Genomic DNA, 15,245 nt, shown 5'->3' with positions numbered 1-15,245 from the left:
GCATCGATGGTGCAAGGGGATTCGTGTGCCACTCGGTGAAGCGAGGTAAGGACGATGGCGGTTCGGGAGATACTCACGGGGCTGCCCTGGTGGGTGAAGTGGATCGCGGTGCCCGTCATCGCCATCGTGGTCTTCGGCGGGCTGATCATGAGCGTGGTCGCGTTTGTGATCGGCCTGCTCTTCAAGGTGCTGATCTTTGTGGCACTTGTCGGCGGACTCATCTACGTCGTACGGAAGTTCATGTCCTCGTCGTCCTCGCGGGGCGACTGGTAGGTCAGCGGGCCGCGTGCCCGTTAGCCCGCGCGAGGGAAAGGTGAACCAGAAACCATCTCGGCCGCGGACCTACCCTTAGAGTGACATATCTCTCCGTCCCCCAGTCCCCCTCAGGGGTGCGGCGGGCACGCGGGGGCGGCCCCCGCGGGCGGGCCCTCGCCCGTCGGCATCCCGGGGGTGAGACCGTGGCCACGGCCCCACAACGCGACGTGCGGCTTCGTCAACACGCTGTGCAGAATCGTCGCGGCAAGATCGTCGGCTTGAAGCGCGGCGATTGTCTGCTTTCCGATCCACGGTTTCGCGATCCACGGCCCCGCGATGTAGAGCGCGGGCCGTGGGTCTTTCCATGTCCCACCGTCAACGGGAGCGACCGCTCCCGGAGGTGGAACGATTACGCAACGGGATCGCATCGCTGGTCAGCCCGCTCGCCTTCTCTTTCCGTATCTGGAAAATTACTCCTTGTGATCTGCTAGCGCTTACAGGACGATTGCGTCAAGAGGGTCAACGGGGATCATTCCCAGCCACTGTTTCATCTACTCCGGAGTACAGCGATGCGCGAGTCGGTGCAGGCCGAGGTCCTGATGAGCTTCCTCGTCTCCGAGGAGCTGGCGTTCCGGATCCCGGTGGAACTCCATTACGAGGTGCGGGATCCCTATGCCGTGCGCATGACATTCCATCTGCCCGGCGATGCTCCTGTGACCTGGACTTTTGGCCGTGAGCTACTGCTCGACGGCATCAATACGCCGAGCGGTGACGGCGATGTGCACATCGCGCCGACGGAGCCCGAGGACCTCTCCGATGTCCATATCCGGCTCCAGGTCGGGGACGATCAGGCGCTCTTCCGGGTCAGTGCCGCACCGCTGGTGGCCTTCCTCGACCGTACGGACCGGCTGGTGCCGCTCGGCCAGGAGCGCACGCTCGGTGACTTCGAGGTCAATCTGGAGCAGGCGCTGGGCCGCATCCTGGCCGGGGAGAACGCCGGCTGAGCCCGGCTGGACGGGGCCGTACGGGTGATCCTTCCCGGCGGCCGTTTCGCGGTCCCGGGCTCCGGCCGCGGCCGTTGCGCGGCCCCGGTCGGTACTGAGGGCCCCGGTCGGCGCTGAACGTATCCACTCTTGCCGGCCTACTTCCTGCGGCGCCGGCCCTTGCCGCCGCCCAGCCCGCGCGCCGGTGTGCTCTGTACCGGCAGCGCGGGCCCTGCCTGGGGGCCTGTCGGGCTTGCTGGACCCGCCGGGCCCGTGGGCCAGGGATTCGTGGTCCCAGGAGCCTGGGCCGGTGGTACGGGAGGCACGGGAGGCGCCCTGTGTCCCGCCCGGTCGGCGGAGACCACCAGAGCCGCCAGCGCCGTGGTCACAGGCACCGACGCGACCAGACCGATCGAGCCCACCAGGGTCCGTACGATCTCCTCCGCCACCAGTTCACTGTTGGCGACCGTACCCACACCCGACTGCGCGATCGAGAAGAGCAGCAGCAGTGGCAGGGCGGCGCCCGCGTAGGCCAGGACCAGCGTATTGACCACCGAGGCGATATGGTCCCGGCCGATCCGGATACCCGCCCGGTAGAGGGCACGGGGACCCATCGACGGATCCGCCTGATGCAGTTCCCAGACCGCCGAGGTCTGCGTGACGGTCACATCGTCGAGGACACCCAGCGAACCGATGATGACCCCCGCGAGCAACAGACCGCTCATATCGATCCCGGGATAGAGACCGTGGATCAGACCGGTGTTGTCATCGGTGTTGCCGGTCAGGCTCGCCCAGCCGATGAAGACCGACCCCAGCAGCCCGATCAGCAGCAGGGAGACCAGGGTGCCAAGGACCGCGACCGAGGTACGGGCCGTCAGTCCATGGCACATATAGAGCGCGATCAGCATGATCGCGCTGGCCCCGACCACCGCCACGACCAGCGGATTCGAGCCCTGAAGTATCGCGGGCAGGATGAACAGCGTCAGCACGGCGAACGAGACGGCCAGCGCGACCAGTGCCATGACCCCGCGCAGCCGCCCCACCACGACCACCGCGAGCGCGAAGATCCCGGCCAGCAGGGCCATGGGGAGCTTCCGGTTGACATCCGTCACCGAGTACTGGAGATCACGCGGAGCGTCGGGTGCGTATGCCACCACAACGCCTTGTTTCACGTGAAACTGCCGTGGCGCGTCCGGCTGGACGATCTCGACGAAGGTCCGGCCCTTCTCCTTGCCCGTGGTGACCTCGATCGTGGCCTTCTTGCAGTCACCGGTCTGCTCCCGGTCCGCCTCGCGCCCCTGGGGCTTCGAGGTGTCACCGGTGGACGGCACCTGGGCGGCGTTCACGGACTTGCAGTCGACCTGCTGGATCTGCACGACCCGGCCCTGCTCGGTCTGCCGGTCGAAGCCCACACCCGTACGCTCATGCGCCGGAGCGCCGCCCGGCCAGAGCACCACCAGACCGACCGCCACGGCGGCCGCGAACGGGATCAGAACCGCCGCGATGACCCTGCGAAGGTGCAGGGAGACCGGTGCGGCGGGGCCATGACTGTGCGTGTGCCCGTGCGATTCGTGGGTCTGCTGGGATGAGGTCACCGACCGATCATCGCAAGAAGCCTGAGGCCCTCTGTTCAGCACGCCGGACATGACGCTAGCGTGGGGGCACCTTTTGCACACGCGGGAGCTCGGAGCACCGGGCTGAGAGGGCGCTGACTGTGGCGTTCCGGGGCATGTCCCCTGGACCCCTGAGCTGCGCCGACCGCTGAACCTGTTACCGGGTAATGCCGGCGTAGGGAGTAGGTCTCATGACCGTTCAGGGCGCACACACGCCTGCCTCCGATTCTGGAAACGAGTCGGGAAATCCGAGCGAGGCTCATGGTTCGAGCCGGACTCAAAGGACTATCGGCTGGCACAAGGGATATGTCCAGGGCTCGCGCCCTGACCTCCAGGTACCCGTCCGCCAGGTGCACCTCACCAACGGCCAGGACGTCACGCTGTACGACACATCGGGCCCGTACACCGATCCGGCCGTCGAGACCGATGTACGCCGCGGTCTCGCGCCGCTGCGGGAGAACTGGATCGTCGGGCGGGGGGACACGGAGGAGTACGCGGGCCGGCCGGTCCGCCCCGAGGACGACGGGCTCAAGCACACGGCGCCGCGTGGCGGGCTGCGCAACCTCGACGCGGTCTTCCCCGGCAGGCCGCGCCAGCCGCGACGGGCGCGTGCCGGACAGACCGTGACGCAGCTCTCGTACGCCCGGCGTGGTGAGATCACGCCGGAGATGGAGTATGTCGCGATCCGGGAGAACGTGTCCTCGGAGGTCGTGCGCGAGGAGATCGCCGCGGGCCGTGCCGTACTGCCGGCCAATGTCAATCACCCGGAGATCGAGCCGATGATCATCGGCAAGCGGTTCCTGGTGAAGGTCAACGCCAACATCGGCAATTCCGCGGTCACTTCGTCCATCGAGGAGGAGGTGGAGAAGATGACCTGGGCGACCCGCTGGGGCGCCGACACGGTCATGGATCTCTCCACCGGCCGCAATATCCACACCACTCGTGAGTGGGTGCTGCGCAACTCCCCCGTGCCGATCGGCACCGTGCCGCTCTACCAGGCGCTCGAAAAGGTCGACGGCAAGGCCGAGGAGCTGACCTGGGAGATCTACAAGGACACGGTCATCGAGCAGGCCGAGCAGGGCGTCGACTACATGACGGTCCATGCCGGGGTGCTGCTGCGGTACGTTCCGCTGACGGCGCGCCGCAAGACGGGCATCGTCTCGCGCGGCGGCTCGATCATGGCGGCGTGGTGCCTCGCACACCACAAGGAGTCGTTCCTGTACGAGAACTTCGAGGAACTGTGCGAGATCCTCGCGGCGTACGACGTGACGTACTCCCTCGGTGACGGCCTGCGGCCGGGGTCCATCGCGGACGCCAACGACGAGGCCCAGTTCGCCGAGTTGCGCACGCTCGGGGAGCTGAACTCGACCGCCAAGCGGCTGGGCGTACAGACCATGATCGAGGGCCCCGGCCATGTCCCGATGCACAAGATCAAGGAGAACATCGACCTCCAGCAGGAGATCTGCGAGGAGGCGCCGTTCTATACGCTCGGCCCGCTGACGACCGATGTGGCCCCGGCGTACGACCACATCACCTCCGGCATCGGCGCCGCGATGATCGCGTGGTGGGGTACGGCGATGCTCTGCTACGTCACGCCCAAGGAGCACCTCGGGCTGCCGGACCGGGACGACGTCAAGACCGGTGTCATCACGTACAAGATCGCCGCGCATGCCGCGGACCTCGCCAAGGGGCACCCGGGGGCGCAGGCGTGGGACGACGCGCTGTCCGACGCCCGGTTCGAGTTCCGCTGGGAGGACCAGTTCAATCTGGCCCTGGATCCGGACACCGCCCGGGAGTTCCACGACGAGACGCTGCCCGCCGAACCGGCGAAGACGGCGCACTTCTGCTCGATGTGCGGCCCGAAGTTCTGCTCGATGAAGATCTCCCAGGACATCCGGCGGCGGCACGGCGGCGAGATGGAGAGCGGCGGCGACGGTACGGGAAGCGCGGGCGTGGCGGGTACCGCGATCGGGGACGCCGAGATCGAGGCGGGCATGGCACAGAAGTCCAAGGAATTCGCCGCGGCCGGCAATCGGGTTTATCTGCCGCTGGCGGAGTGAGCGCAGCGGATTGAGGACCGGCAGCGCGCCGGGCCCGGGCCGTGCCGGACGGGATGTGTCGGACACGGCCCGGGCACCGACCGACACGGCCCTGACCGGACAGGGCCCGGCGCCGGGCCTTGAACACCGCGCTGAGCTTTGCAGGGCAGGCCTGTGGAACGGCGGGCGATCGCAGCCAGGCACCGGCCGGAGGTCACTCCGGCTGGTGGTCGGCCAAGCCGAGGCCCCCGAGGTCCCCGGGGATCTCGGCCGGTCCGGGGGCACCCGGGATGTTGGTCCCGGCCGGGGTCACTCCGGTCGGTGGTCCGGGCCGCCGAAATCGGGACTGGTGAAGTCCGGGCTGGTGAAGCTCGGGCGCCGGTCGGTGGCGGCACCCTCGTCCGGGCTGGTGAAGTCCGGCCGGCTGTAGCCGATCTTGGGCAGGTGCTTGGCCGGCCGGGCCGGTCCCGGGGCGGCCGGGTCCGCGCTCGGGTCGGCCAGAACGTCGCGCAGGAAGGGCAGAACACCCCGCTCCAGCAGTGCGTGGCGCCAGGCCTCCCGGGCCCTGGCCACCTCGTCGGGCAGCTCACCGCTCGGCGACTCCTCGGCCGGGAGCTGGGTCTTGCGGTTGCGCAGAGCCGTGACCAGCAGACCGATCGCGGCGGCCAGGATGCCCAGCGCCGTGATGGCACCGAAGAACCAGCCCACGGCGAGCAGGCTGTCGGCGAACGCGGGCGGTCGGCTGAGCGCTTTGAGGAGATAGCCGACAAGCAGGAAGATCATCGCGGCGATGCCGCCGAGGACCGGGACCAGCACCGTGATGATCGCCGTGAACCCCGCGCCGGACACCGGCACTTCGGCGTCGGCCGGGGTCGGCACGGAATCGCGCGCCGAGTCGTGGCGAGCCGTGTCGGAGCGAGCTGAACCGGAGCGGACCGAGTCGGGACGCGCCGAGTCGGCCCGTACGGAGTCGGCCCGTACGGAGTCCGAGCCGGTCGAAGCGGAAAGGCTCGGTGAGCGGAACTCCTCGCGGATCTTTCTGTAGTGCTCGTACTCGGCGGCCGCGGCCGTGGTGATCCGCGCCGTGGACTTCAGGGCCATGGTGCGTAGCTGCTCGCTGTTGAGCCGCTCCCCGATCGCGGCGAGATCAGGGCGCTCGTGCGCGTTGTGCAGCACGTCATCGAGGATCCGCTCGAATTCCGCGCGATCCTCGCTCAGCAGGTGCGGAGCGCTGTTCATGTGCATCCCCCGATGCTCCGTAGGGCCGGCTCGCCCGCGTGGTACGGGCAGTTGGCGGAAACGGAGGAGAGCCTGCTACGGATAAGCCGATGGTAGAGCTGTTTCGGCGTGGGGTGACAGGGGGTTTACATAAATCGGCTGGACCCTGTTGTCTCAGTTCTCCAGGGGAAGCCGGACGACCAGCAGCTTTCCTGCCATCGTCACTCCGCCGTCCATCGCGATGGCAAGTCCGTCGGCATATACGTGTGGCCCTTCCACCAGCGGACCCGTGTCGGCTTCGCCGTCCGAGGCGTCTTCGGTGCCGACTTCGCCCAGCAGATAGGGAATCGGGCTGTGACCATGGACGATGCGCTCTCCGCCGTACCGGGAGAGCAGTTCCCGTACGGCCTCGGGGCCGCCTTCGTCGCGGAAGGCGAAGCGCTTGGTGAGTTTGCGGAACAGATCCCAGCATTCGTCCGCGTCATTGCGGGTGAGGATCTGATGAATCGTGTCGTTGACGTCCTCGATCGTGGATCCGTAGTCCAGATAGGCCGTCGTGTCGGAGTGCAGGAGGAGATGTCCGTCCGCCTCGACCACCGCGTCGAGCCGGGACATCCACTGGAGATGGACGTCCTGGAGGCGCTCCATATCGGTGCGCTGACCGCCGTTGAGCAGCCAGGCCGCCTGGAAAGTGGCCGTACCCGCACCGGAGTTGACATGGGTGTCGCCGAAGCGTCTGGCGCCGATCAGCAGAAGTTCGTGATTGCCCATCAGGGCCTTGCAGTAGCCGCCCGCCGCCGCCGCTTCCGCGGAGAGCCGCATCACGAGGTCGATGACACCGATGCCGTCGGGACCGCGGTCGGTGAAGTCGCCGAGGAACCAGAGACGCGCGGTGCCCGCGGTCCAGTGGCCGTCGGCGTCGATCAGCCCCTGTTCGGCCAGCGCGGCGAGGAGTTCGTCGAGATAACCGTGGACATCGCCGACGACATAGAGCGGGCCGAGACCGTCGGGCACCGACGACTCCGCCGCGGGGCCGACGTGCACCTGGACCGTGTCCCCCCGGTTGATCACCGGGAGATCGCGTTCGGTGGGGGTGTAGCCCTCCGGCAACTCGTCATCGGGGACCGCGTTGCCGGGGTGCCCGGACGGGCCGGCGGCCGTGGGGCCTGACGGGCCGGGTTCTCCGGACTGCACGGGAACCAGCGCGTACGGCGGTACGCGGAAGTCGCGCAACGTCGCCGTCCGCACCACGGGTCCCTGGCCGGCCCCCTGTGTCATCGACCCCTCCACCGCCGTCGTGCCGCCGTACACCCGTGGGGCCCGCCCGGCCGGTGGGGGTGAGCCCGTCGGCGGTGAGCGAAGGTCCGTGGTGTCGTGCGCCCATCATAGGAATGCGGGTCCTCCCGTGTGACGCACCAGGGGTGGTGAATCCGATTGCACCTCTGGTTCACCGGCTGTTTTCTGGCCGATCGCCCGAAATGTCAAAGGTCTGGGTCTTCACCGGTCATTGCACCGGCTCAACCAGTTCTCCACCGGCCCTGTCCGTCCCGCCCGTACCACCTGTTCCCGATGTGTTCCGGGGCTCTCGGCAGCCCCTGGCCGCGTGCTGTGCCTCGCGCGGCCCGGGGTCCGCCGTACTGATGGTCCGCCGTACTGATGGTCAGTCACCCGCGGGGGACCGGGGCGCGCTGACCGTGGTGCGCGGAGGGCGGCGCTGGGAGGAGGTCCGGACGATCAGTTCGGTCGGTATCACCTGCTCGACCGGCCGGTCGGTCTCCAGCCCCTCGATGGCGTCGATGAGGAGCTGGATGACCGCGGTGCCGATACGGCGCGGCTTGAGCGAGAGCGTGGTGATCGGCGGCTCCGTCGAGGCGTACACGGTGGACTCGCTGCAGCAGACGAGCAGAAGGTCGTCCGGTACGCGCAGTCCGTACCGCCGTGCGGCGGCGAGCAGATCGGTGCCGTTGGGGTCGAAGAGCCCGTAGACGGCGTCGGGCCGGTCCGGGCGGGCCAGCAGCCGGTCGGCGGCGACGGCCCCCGCGCACGGGTCGTGGGCGGGATAGGACTCGTAGACCGGGTCCTGGCCGACTCGTTCGCACCAGTGCAGATAGGCGGTGGTGGAGAGCCGGGTGTAGGTGTCCGTGGTGGTGCCGGTGAGCAGGCCGATCCGGCGTGCGCCGGCCGCGGCGAGATGGTCGAGCAGATCGAGGACGGCCGCTTCGTGGTCGTTGTCGACCCAGGCGGTGACGGGAAGGGTGCCCGCGGGCCGGCCGTCGGAGACGACGGGAAGACCCTGGCGGACGAGTTCGGTGACCACGGGATCGTGGTCGGAGGGGTCGATGACGACGGTGCCGTCGAGCGCGACATTGGCCCAGACGTCATGGCGGGAGGTGGCGGGGAGGATGACGAGGGCGTATCCGCGGGCGAGTGCGGCGGAGGTGGCGGCCCTGGCCATCTCGGCGAAGTAGGCGAACTCGGTGAAGGTGAAAGGTTCATCCCCGTACGTCGTCACCGTCAGGCCGATGAGGCCGGACTTGCCGGTACGGAGGGTTCTGGCGGCGGCGGACGGCCGGTAGCCGAGGCGTTCGGCGACTTCTCGGACATGGCGTCGGGTGGCGTCGGGTAACCGGCCCTTGCCGTTGAGCGCGTCCGAGACAGTCGTGATGGAGACACCGGCTGCGGCGGCCACGTCCCGGATGCCCGCCCGACCTTGCCGGCTGCCCCGGCGGGATGTGTCCGTCCGGCTCACCTGGTGTTTCCCTGCTGCTGTCATGGCGAGCCGATAGTAGGGCTCGGGCGGGCGGTGGGTCCGGTCGCACAATCACCTATGGGCAGGCACGTTTTTGCATGGTTGAAGGCGGTAAATGGCCTTGGAAGGCAAGGGAGTTAACACGTGTAGCTATGTTCTGCCATGCAACGAGCGGCATGGACCTGGCGAAGGGGCCATGTTTCGAAGAGGTCTCAACTCACCTCTACGGGGGACGCGCGCCACGGCGTGTGCCACCGGCGCGCGCCAGTGAAGCGCGTGCGCCCCTCCCCGGGCGGGCTTCCCGAAGGCCATCCGCCGGCCTCCCGCAGGACGTCCTGCGGCTGTCGGGGCGGGGCCGGCAGCCGCGCGGCGCGTGTCCTGCGGCCGCAGGCCAGGGGGTGACGGGAGTGTGGCTGGTGCACGGCGGGCGCGCGGCCGGGGTGTGACGGGAGTGCGGCGGGCGCGCGGCCGGTGTGGGGGCTGGTGTGGGGCGGGCCTCCCTCAGTGGCCATTCGCAGCGGACACGAATCCTCATAAGGTGTGCAGCATTGAAGTCGTCATCGATGCCGGCGCCGACGCCGGTACCCATGACGGTGATGCCGGAGTCGAAGTCGTACGGACCCGTGAACGGCCGAGGAGGACCTGCGGTGAGCGAGACGAGCCCCAAGCTGCGTGCCGAGCTGGACGGCATCCCCACGTACAAGCCGGGCAAACCTGGCAAGCCGACGGCGTCCGGCGGCCCCGCCGCGTACAAGCTGTCCTCGAACGAGAACCCCTACCCGCCGCTGTCGGGCGTGATGGAGCGGGCCATCGAGGCCGCGGGCGCCTTCAACCGCTACCCGGACCTGGCATGCAGCGGGCTGATGGAGGAACTGGCCGACCGCTTCGGGGTGCCCGTCTCGCACCTCGCGACCGGTACGGGGTCGGTGGGGGTCGCCCAGCAGTTGCTCCAGGCCACCTCGGGCCCCGGTGACGAGGTCATCTACGCCTGGCGCTCCTTCGAGGCGTACCCGATCATCACCCAGATCGCGGGCGCGGCCTCCATAAAGGTGCCGCTGACCCCGGGCGACGCGCACGACCTGGACGCGATGGCCGAGGCGATCACCGAGCGGACCCGGCTGATCTTCGTCTGCAACCCCAACAACCCGACCGGCACGGTGGTGCGCCGGGCCGAGCTGGAACGGTTCCTCGACCGGGTGCCCGGCGATGTGCTGGTGGTGCTCGACGAGGCGTACCGGGAGTTCATCCGGCCCGGGCGGGGTGCGGAGGGCGGCGAGGTGCCGGACGGGGTGGAGATCTACCGCGACCGCCCGAATGTGGCGGTGCTGCGTACGTTCTCCAAGGCGTACGGTCTGGCCGGGCTGCGGGTGGGCTTCGCGATCGCCCATGAGCCGGTGGCCGCCGCGCTGCGGAAGACCGCGGTCCCGTTCGGCGTGAGCCAGATCGCGCAGGAGGCGGCGATCGCCTCGCTGCGTGCCGAGGACGAGCTGCTGGGGCGGGTGGGCGCGCTGGTCGCCGAGCGCGAGCGGGTGCACGCGGGGCTGGTCGGCCAGGGCTGGACCGTGCCGGAGACCCAGGCCAATTTCGTCTGGCTGCGGCTCGGCGAGCGTACGGTCGCGTTCGCGGCGGCCTGCGAGGCGGCCGGCGTGGTCGTACGGCCCTTCCCGGGCGAGGGGGTACGGGTCACGATCGGCGAGCACGAGGCCAATGACCTGTTCCTTCAGGCGGCCGAGACGTTCCGCAAGGAGATGTAGGGCCTGTTCCTGATCCAGCCAGGCCCAAACGAAAGACCCTAGCCGGGCCTGTCGTGGCCGGGAGTGCCGGGCGATGCCGGGCGGGGCGGTCCCTTCGGGGCCGCCCCTTCCGCATGTCCGGGGGCGGCCGGTGGCCGACCGGGGATGGCTGGTGGCTTGTCTTCGACCCCCCCTGCGCCGGTCCGGAAGCGTGTGCGACATAATGCTTGTGAATGTGAACGCGTTCACAAGCTCGCCTTGTTCGTTGCGGTATGTCCGGGGTGAAAGGGGCAAGCCGTCGCCGTCACCACCGCGGTGAAGGCGCACAAGGCGGTTGTGCAAGGCGATTAAGGAGAAGGCGACGTGTACCTGGCTCTGGCGCCGGAGACCCTGGCCCGATGGCAGTTCGGCATCACCACCGTCTACCACTTCCTCTTCGTCCCCCTGACGATCTCGCTCGCCGCGCTCACCGCCGGCCTGGAGACCGCCTGGGTCCGCACGGGGAATCCGAAGTACCTCAAAGCCACCAAGTTCTGGGGCAAGCTCTTTCTGATCAATATCGCGATGGGGGTCGTCACCGGCATCGTGCAGGAGTTCCAGTTCGGGATGAACTGGTCCGACTACTCGCGCTTCGTCGGTGACATCTTCGGAGCCCCGCTCGCCTTCGAGGCGCTGATCGCCTTCTTCTTCGAGTCCACCTTCATCGGACTGTGGATCTTCGGCTGGGACAAGCTGCCGAAGAAGATCCATCTCGCCTGTATATGGATGGTCTCGATCGGCACGGTCCTCTCCGCCTACTTCATCCTGGCGGCCAACTCCTGGATGCAGCATCCGACCGGCTTCCGTATAAACGAGGAAGCCGGACGCGCCGAACTCACCGACTTCTGGAAAGTCCTCACCCAGGACACCGCGCTCACCCAGTTCTTCCACACCCTGACGGCCGCCTTCCTGGTCGGCGGCGCGTTCATGGTCGGAATCGCGGCCTTCCATCTCGCGCGCAGGAAGCACATCCCGGTGATGCGGACCTCGCTCCGCCTCGGCTTGGTCACGGTGGTGATCGCCGGACTGCTCACCGCCGTGAGCGGTGACACGCTCGCCAAGGTCATGTTCAAGCAGCAGCCGATGAAGATGGCCGCGGCCGAGGCCCTCTGGGAGGGCCAGGCGCCCGCGCCCTTCTCGCTCTTCGCGTACGGAGATGTCGAGAAGGGCCACAACACCGTGGCCGTCGAGGTCCCCGGACTGCTGTCCTTCCTCGCCAACAGCGACTTCAGCTCGCATGTCCCCGGCATCAACGACGTCAACAAGTCCGAGCAGCAGAAGTACGGGCCCGGCGACTACCGGCCCAATATCCCGGTCGCCTACTGGGGCTTCCGCTGGATGATCGGCTTCGGCATGGCGTCGTTCGCCATCGGCCTGCTCGGACTCTGGCTGACCCGGAAGAAGTTTCTGCTGCCGCCCGCCCTGCGGACCGGAGAGGACGAGGTGCCGCATCTTGTCCTCTTCAGGAAGAAGGCGTTGAGCCCGAAGCTCGCCAAGTGGTACTGGATCACCGCCCTCTGGACCCTGCTCTTCCCGCTGATCGCCAACTCCTGGGGCTGGATCTTCACCGAGACGGGTCGCCAGCCCTGGGTCGTGTACGGGGTGCTCCGCACGGCCGACGCGGTCTCCCCCGGTGTCTCGCAGGCCGAGGTGCTCACCTCGATGATCGTCTTCACCCTGCTGTACGCCGTCCTCGCGGTCATCGAAGTCAGGCTGCTGATCAAGTACGTCAAGGCCGGGCCGCCGGAGCTGACGGACGCGGATCTTCATCCGCCCACGAAGATCGGCGGCGATCCGGCGGACGCCGACCGGCCGATGGCCTTCTCGTACTGACGATTCGACCGAGGGACGTGAGGAGCTATGGAACTCCACGATGTGTGGTTCGTTCTGATCGCCGTTCTCTGGACCGGCTACTTCTTCCTTGAAGGCTTTGACTTCGGCATCGGCATCCTGACCAAGCTACTGGCCCGCGACCGCAAGGAGCGGCGGGTCCTCATCAACACCATCGGGCCCGTCTGGGACGGCAATGAGGTCTGGCTGCTGAGCGCGGGCGGGGCGACCTTCGCCGCCTTTCCCGAGTGGTACGCCACCCTTTTCTCCGGCTTCTATCTGCCGCTGCTGCTCATCCTGGTCTGTCTGATCGTGCGCGGTGTCGCCTTCGAGTACCGGGCCAAGCGGCCCGAGGAGAACTGGCAGCGCAACTGGGAGCACGCGATCTTCTGGACCTCGCTGCTGCCCGCGGTGCTGTGGGGTGTCGCCTTCGGCAATATCGTGCGGGGCGTCGAGATCGACGCGCACAAGGAGTACGTCGGCAGCTTCGGGGACCTGCTCAATCCGTATGCGCTGCTGGGCGGACTGGTCACGCTGACCCTCTTCACCTTCCACGGCACGGTGTTCGCCGCGCTCAAAACGGTGGGGGGCATACGGGTCCGGGCCAGGAAGCTGGCCGTCGGGCTGGGGCTGCTCACCGCCCTGCTGGCGCTCGGTTTTCTGCTCTGGACCCAGGCGGACAACGGTGACGGTACGAGTCTGGTCGCGCTGATCGTGGCCGTGGCGGCGCTGGCCGGTGCGGTCGGGGCTGTCGCGATGGGGCGCGAGGGCTGGTCGTTCGCCCTCTCCGGCGTCACGATCGTGGCCGTCGTGGCGATGCTTTTCCTGACGCTCTTCCCGAATGTCATGCCGTCGTCGCTGGATCCGGCCTGGAGCCTGACGGTGACGAACGCCTCGTCCACCCCGTACACGCTGAAGATCATGACTTGGTGCGCCGGGATCGCGACTCCGGTGGTGCTGCTCTACCAGGGGTGGACGTACTGGGTGTTCCGCAAGCGGATCGGGACACAGCACATAGCGGACGCGTGAGCAGCTATGGGGGATTCGCTGGGTGATGCGCCCAGGGTCACCGGAGTCATGAGTGTCGGCCGGCATCGGGAGTAGGTGTTTCACGTGAAACCAATCGATCCGCGCCTGTTGCGATATGCCCGCGCGACCCGCTTTTTTCTGGCTGCCGTGGTGGGTCTGGGGCTGGTCGGCGCAGGGCTGGTGGTCGCTCAGGCGATGCTGATCGCCGAGGTGGTGGTGGGCGGGTTCCAGCGCGGGCTCGATGGTTCAGGGCTGCGTACTCCCCTGCTTCTGCTGGCCGCGGTCGCCGTCGGGCGCGCTCTGGTTGCCTGGCTGACCGAGCTGGCGGCCAACCGGGCGAGCGCCGCGGTCAAGTCCGAGCTGCGTGGGCGGTTGCTGGAACGGGCGGCGGAACTCGGTCCGGGCTGGCTGAGCGGGCAGCGCACCGGTTCGCTGGTCGCGCTCGCCACGCGCGGGGTCGATGCCCTGGACGACTACTTCGCGCGCTATCTGCCTCAGCTCGGACTCGCCGTGGTGGTGCCGGTGGCGGTCCTGGCGAGGATCGTCACCGAGGACTGGGTCTCGGCGGCGATCATTGTGGTGACCCTGCCGCTGATCCCGCTGTTCATGGTGCTGATCGGCTGGGCCACCCAGGCACGGATGGACCGTCAGTGGCGGCTGCTGTCCCGGTTGTCGGGCCACTTCCTGGATGTGGTCGCCGGGCTGCCGACCCTCAAGGTCTTCGGCCGGGCCAAGGCACAGGCCCAGTCGATCCGTACGATCACCTCCGAGTACCGGCAGGCCACCCTCCGTACCCTGCGGATCGCCTTCCTCTCGTCCTTCGCGCTGGAGTTGCTGTCGACGCTGTCGGTGGCGCTGGTCGCGGTCGGTATCGGGATGCGGCTGGTGCACGGCGATCTCGATCTGTACACCGGCTTGGTGGTGCTGGTCCTCGCGCCCGAGGCCTATCTGCCGATCCGCCAGGTGGGCGCGCAGTATCACGCGGCGGCCGAGGGGCTGTCGGCCGCCGAGGAGATTTTTACGGTCCTGGAGACCGGGCCTCCGGCGAGCGGTACGGAGGTGATCCCCGGCTCCGGTGCGCCACGGCTGGAGCTGGAGGCGGTGACCGTACGCCATCAGGGCCGTAAGGAACCCTCGTTGGACGCGGCCTTGCTGACGGTCGAACCGGAGGAGACGGTCGCCCTGGTCGGGCCGAGCGGGGCGGGGAAGTCCACGCTGCTCGATGTCGTACTGGGATTCACCGCGCCGGACGAAGGGCGGGTACGGGTGGACGGCCGCGATCTGGCCTCGCTCGATCCGTACCGCTGGCGGGAGCGGATCGCCTGGGTGCCGCAGCGGCCGTACCTCTTCGCCGGGACGATCGCGGAGAACGTACGGCTGGCCCGGCCGGAGGCGGACGACGCGGCGGTACGGGAAGCGCTGCGGGAGGCGGGGGCGTACGAGTTCGTGGCGGTGCTCCCCCAGGGGGTGCGGACCGTGCTCGGCGAGGACGGTGCCGGGCTCTCGGCCGGTCAGCGGCAGCGGCTCGCGTTGGCCAGGGCGTTTCTCGCCGACCGGCCGCTGGTGCTGCTGGACGAACCCACGGCGGCGCTCGACGGTGAGACGGAGGCGGGCATCGTCGAGGCGGTACGGCGGCTGGCCCGGGGCCGTACGGTACTGCTCGTCGTCCATCGGCCGGCGCTGCTCGCGGTGGCGGACCGTGTGATCGCGCTGCGGGGGCGGTCGGAGGGCGAGACGGGTCCGGGGCGGGGCGTGGG

The 15,245-nt window shown here is 68.5% G+C and carries 11 protein-coding genes; 7 read left to right on the top strand and 4 right to left on the bottom strand.

Annotated elements, in window-relative coordinates:
• Nucleotides 1-54: 54 nt before the first annotated feature.
• Nucleotides 55-273, top strand: a complete 219-nt coding sequence (locus tag WH07_RS01090; RefSeq protein WP_046494286.1) for a DUF5326 family protein — start codon at nucleotides 55-57, stop codon at nucleotides 271-273.
• A 551-nt stretch (nucleotides 274-824) separates the two neighbouring features.
• The gene (locus tag WH07_RS01085) at nucleotides 825-1,259 is read left to right on the top strand and encodes an SsgA family sporulation/cell division regulator (protein ID WP_046494285.1); all 435 of its coding nucleotides are present in this window, start codon (nucleotides 825-827) and stop codon (nucleotides 1,257-1,259) included.
• A gap of 137 nt (nucleotides 1,260-1,396) precedes the next feature.
• On the opposite strand, the gene WH07_RS01080 is transcribed toward WH07_RS01085, so the two are convergent.
• Entirely contained in the window at nucleotides 1,397-2,884 is a 1,488-nt protein-coding gene (locus WH07_RS01080; RefSeq protein WP_046494284.1) for a YibE/F family protein, read from the bottom strand.
• Between the two features lie 158 nt (nucleotides 2,885-3,042).
• On the opposite strand from WH07_RS01080, the gene thiC reads away from it, so the two are divergent.
• Complete coding sequence (thiC, locus tag WH07_RS01075) at nucleotides 3,043-4,911, top strand: phosphomethylpyrimidine synthase ThiC (RefSeq protein ID WP_046494283.1); 1,869 nt, start codon at nucleotides 3,043-3,045, stop codon at nucleotides 4,909-4,911.
• Nucleotides 4,912-5,199: 288 nt separating this feature from the next.
• On the opposite strand, the gene WH07_RS01070 is transcribed toward thiC, so the two are convergent.
• The 3 genes from WH07_RS01070 to WH07_RS01060 form a co-directional block, all read right to left on the bottom strand.
• Complete coding sequence (locus WH07_RS01070) at nucleotides 5,200-6,135, bottom strand: membrane protein (protein WP_046494282.1); 936 nt, start codon at nucleotides 6,133-6,135, stop codon at nucleotides 5,200-5,202.
• A 147-nt stretch (nucleotides 6,136-6,282) separates the two neighbouring features.
• Nucleotides 6,283-7,386: a metallophosphoesterase gene (locus tag WH07_RS01065; protein ID WP_046494281.1), complete on the bottom strand. Its 1,104-nt coding sequence runs from the start codon at nucleotides 7,384-7,386 to the stop codon at nucleotides 6,283-6,285.
• A gap of 382 nt (nucleotides 7,387-7,768) precedes the next feature.
• Nucleotides 7,769-8,881 carry a LacI family DNA-binding transcriptional regulator gene (locus WH07_RS01060; protein WP_079022854.1) on the bottom strand — a complete coding sequence of 371 codons (1,113 nt, stop codon included), beginning with the start codon at nucleotides 8,879-8,881 and terminating at the stop codon, nucleotides 7,769-7,771.
• 623 nt (nucleotides 8,882-9,504) lie between these two features.
• Here WH07_RS01060 and hisC point away from each other — a divergent pair.
• The 4 genes from hisC to cydD form a co-directional block, all read left to right on the top strand.
• Nucleotides 9,505-10,611, top strand: a complete 1,107-nt coding sequence (gene hisC / locus WH07_RS01055) for a histidinol-phosphate transaminase (protein ID WP_046494279.1) — start codon at nucleotides 9,505-9,507, stop codon at nucleotides 10,609-10,611.
• Between the two features lie 342 nt (nucleotides 10,612-10,953).
• Entirely contained in the window at nucleotides 10,954-12,462 is a 1,509-nt protein-coding gene (locus WH07_RS01050) for a cytochrome ubiquinol oxidase subunit I (RefSeq protein ID WP_046494278.1), read from the top strand.
• 27 nt (nucleotides 12,463-12,489) lie between these two features.
• Nucleotides 12,490-13,488 carry a cytochrome d ubiquinol oxidase subunit II gene (gene cydB / locus WH07_RS01045; protein WP_046494277.1) on the top strand — a complete coding sequence of 333 codons (999 nt, stop codon included), beginning with the start codon at nucleotides 12,490-12,492 and terminating at the stop codon, nucleotides 13,486-13,488.
• A gap of 84 nt (nucleotides 13,489-13,572) precedes the next feature.
• The coding region (cydD, locus tag WH07_RS01040) for a thiol reductant ABC exporter subunit CydD (RefSeq protein ID WP_046494357.1) at nucleotides 13,573-15,245 on the top strand (1,673 nt) is incomplete at its 3' end.

The sequence above is a fragment of the Streptomyces odonnellii genome (genome assembly GCF_000981895.1).
Lineage (GTDB): Bacteria > Actinomycetota > Actinomycetes > Streptomycetales > Streptomycetaceae > Streptomyces > Streptomyces odonnellii.
This window is presented reverse-complemented; position numbering and strand designations above follow the sequence as displayed.

Excerpts from the sequence above, each read along its gene's own strand:
- WH07_RS01090 (WP_046494286.1), top strand. The coding sequence starts at position 55 with ATGGCGGTTCGGGAGATACTCACGGGGCTGCCCTGGTGGGTGAAGTGG.
- WH07_RS01085 (WP_046494285.1), top strand. The coding sequence starts at position 825 with ATGCGCGAGTCGGTGCAGGCCGAGGTCCTGATGAGCTTCCTCGTCTCC.
- WH07_RS01080 (WP_046494284.1), bottom strand. The coding sequence starts at position 2,884 with ATGTCCGGCGTGCTGAACAGAGGGCCTCAGGCTTCTTGCGATGATCGG.
- thiC (WP_046494283.1), top strand. The coding sequence starts at position 3,043 with ATGACCGTTCAGGGCGCACACACGCCTGCCTCCGATTCTGGAAACGAG.
- WH07_RS01070 (WP_046494282.1), bottom strand. The coding sequence starts at position 6,135 with ATGCACATGAACAGCGCTCCGCACCTGCTGAGCGAGGATCGCGCGGAA.
- WH07_RS01065 (WP_046494281.1), bottom strand. The coding sequence starts at position 7,386 with ATGACACAGGGGGCCGGCCAGGGACCCGTGGTGCGGACGGCGACGTTG.
- WH07_RS01060 (WP_079022854.1), bottom strand. The coding sequence starts at position 8,881 with ATGACAGCAGCAGGGAAACACCAGGTGAGCCGGACGGACACATCCCGC.
- cydB (WP_046494277.1), top strand. The coding sequence starts at position 12,490 with ATGGAACTCCACGATGTGTGGTTCGTTCTGATCGCCGTTCTCTGGACC.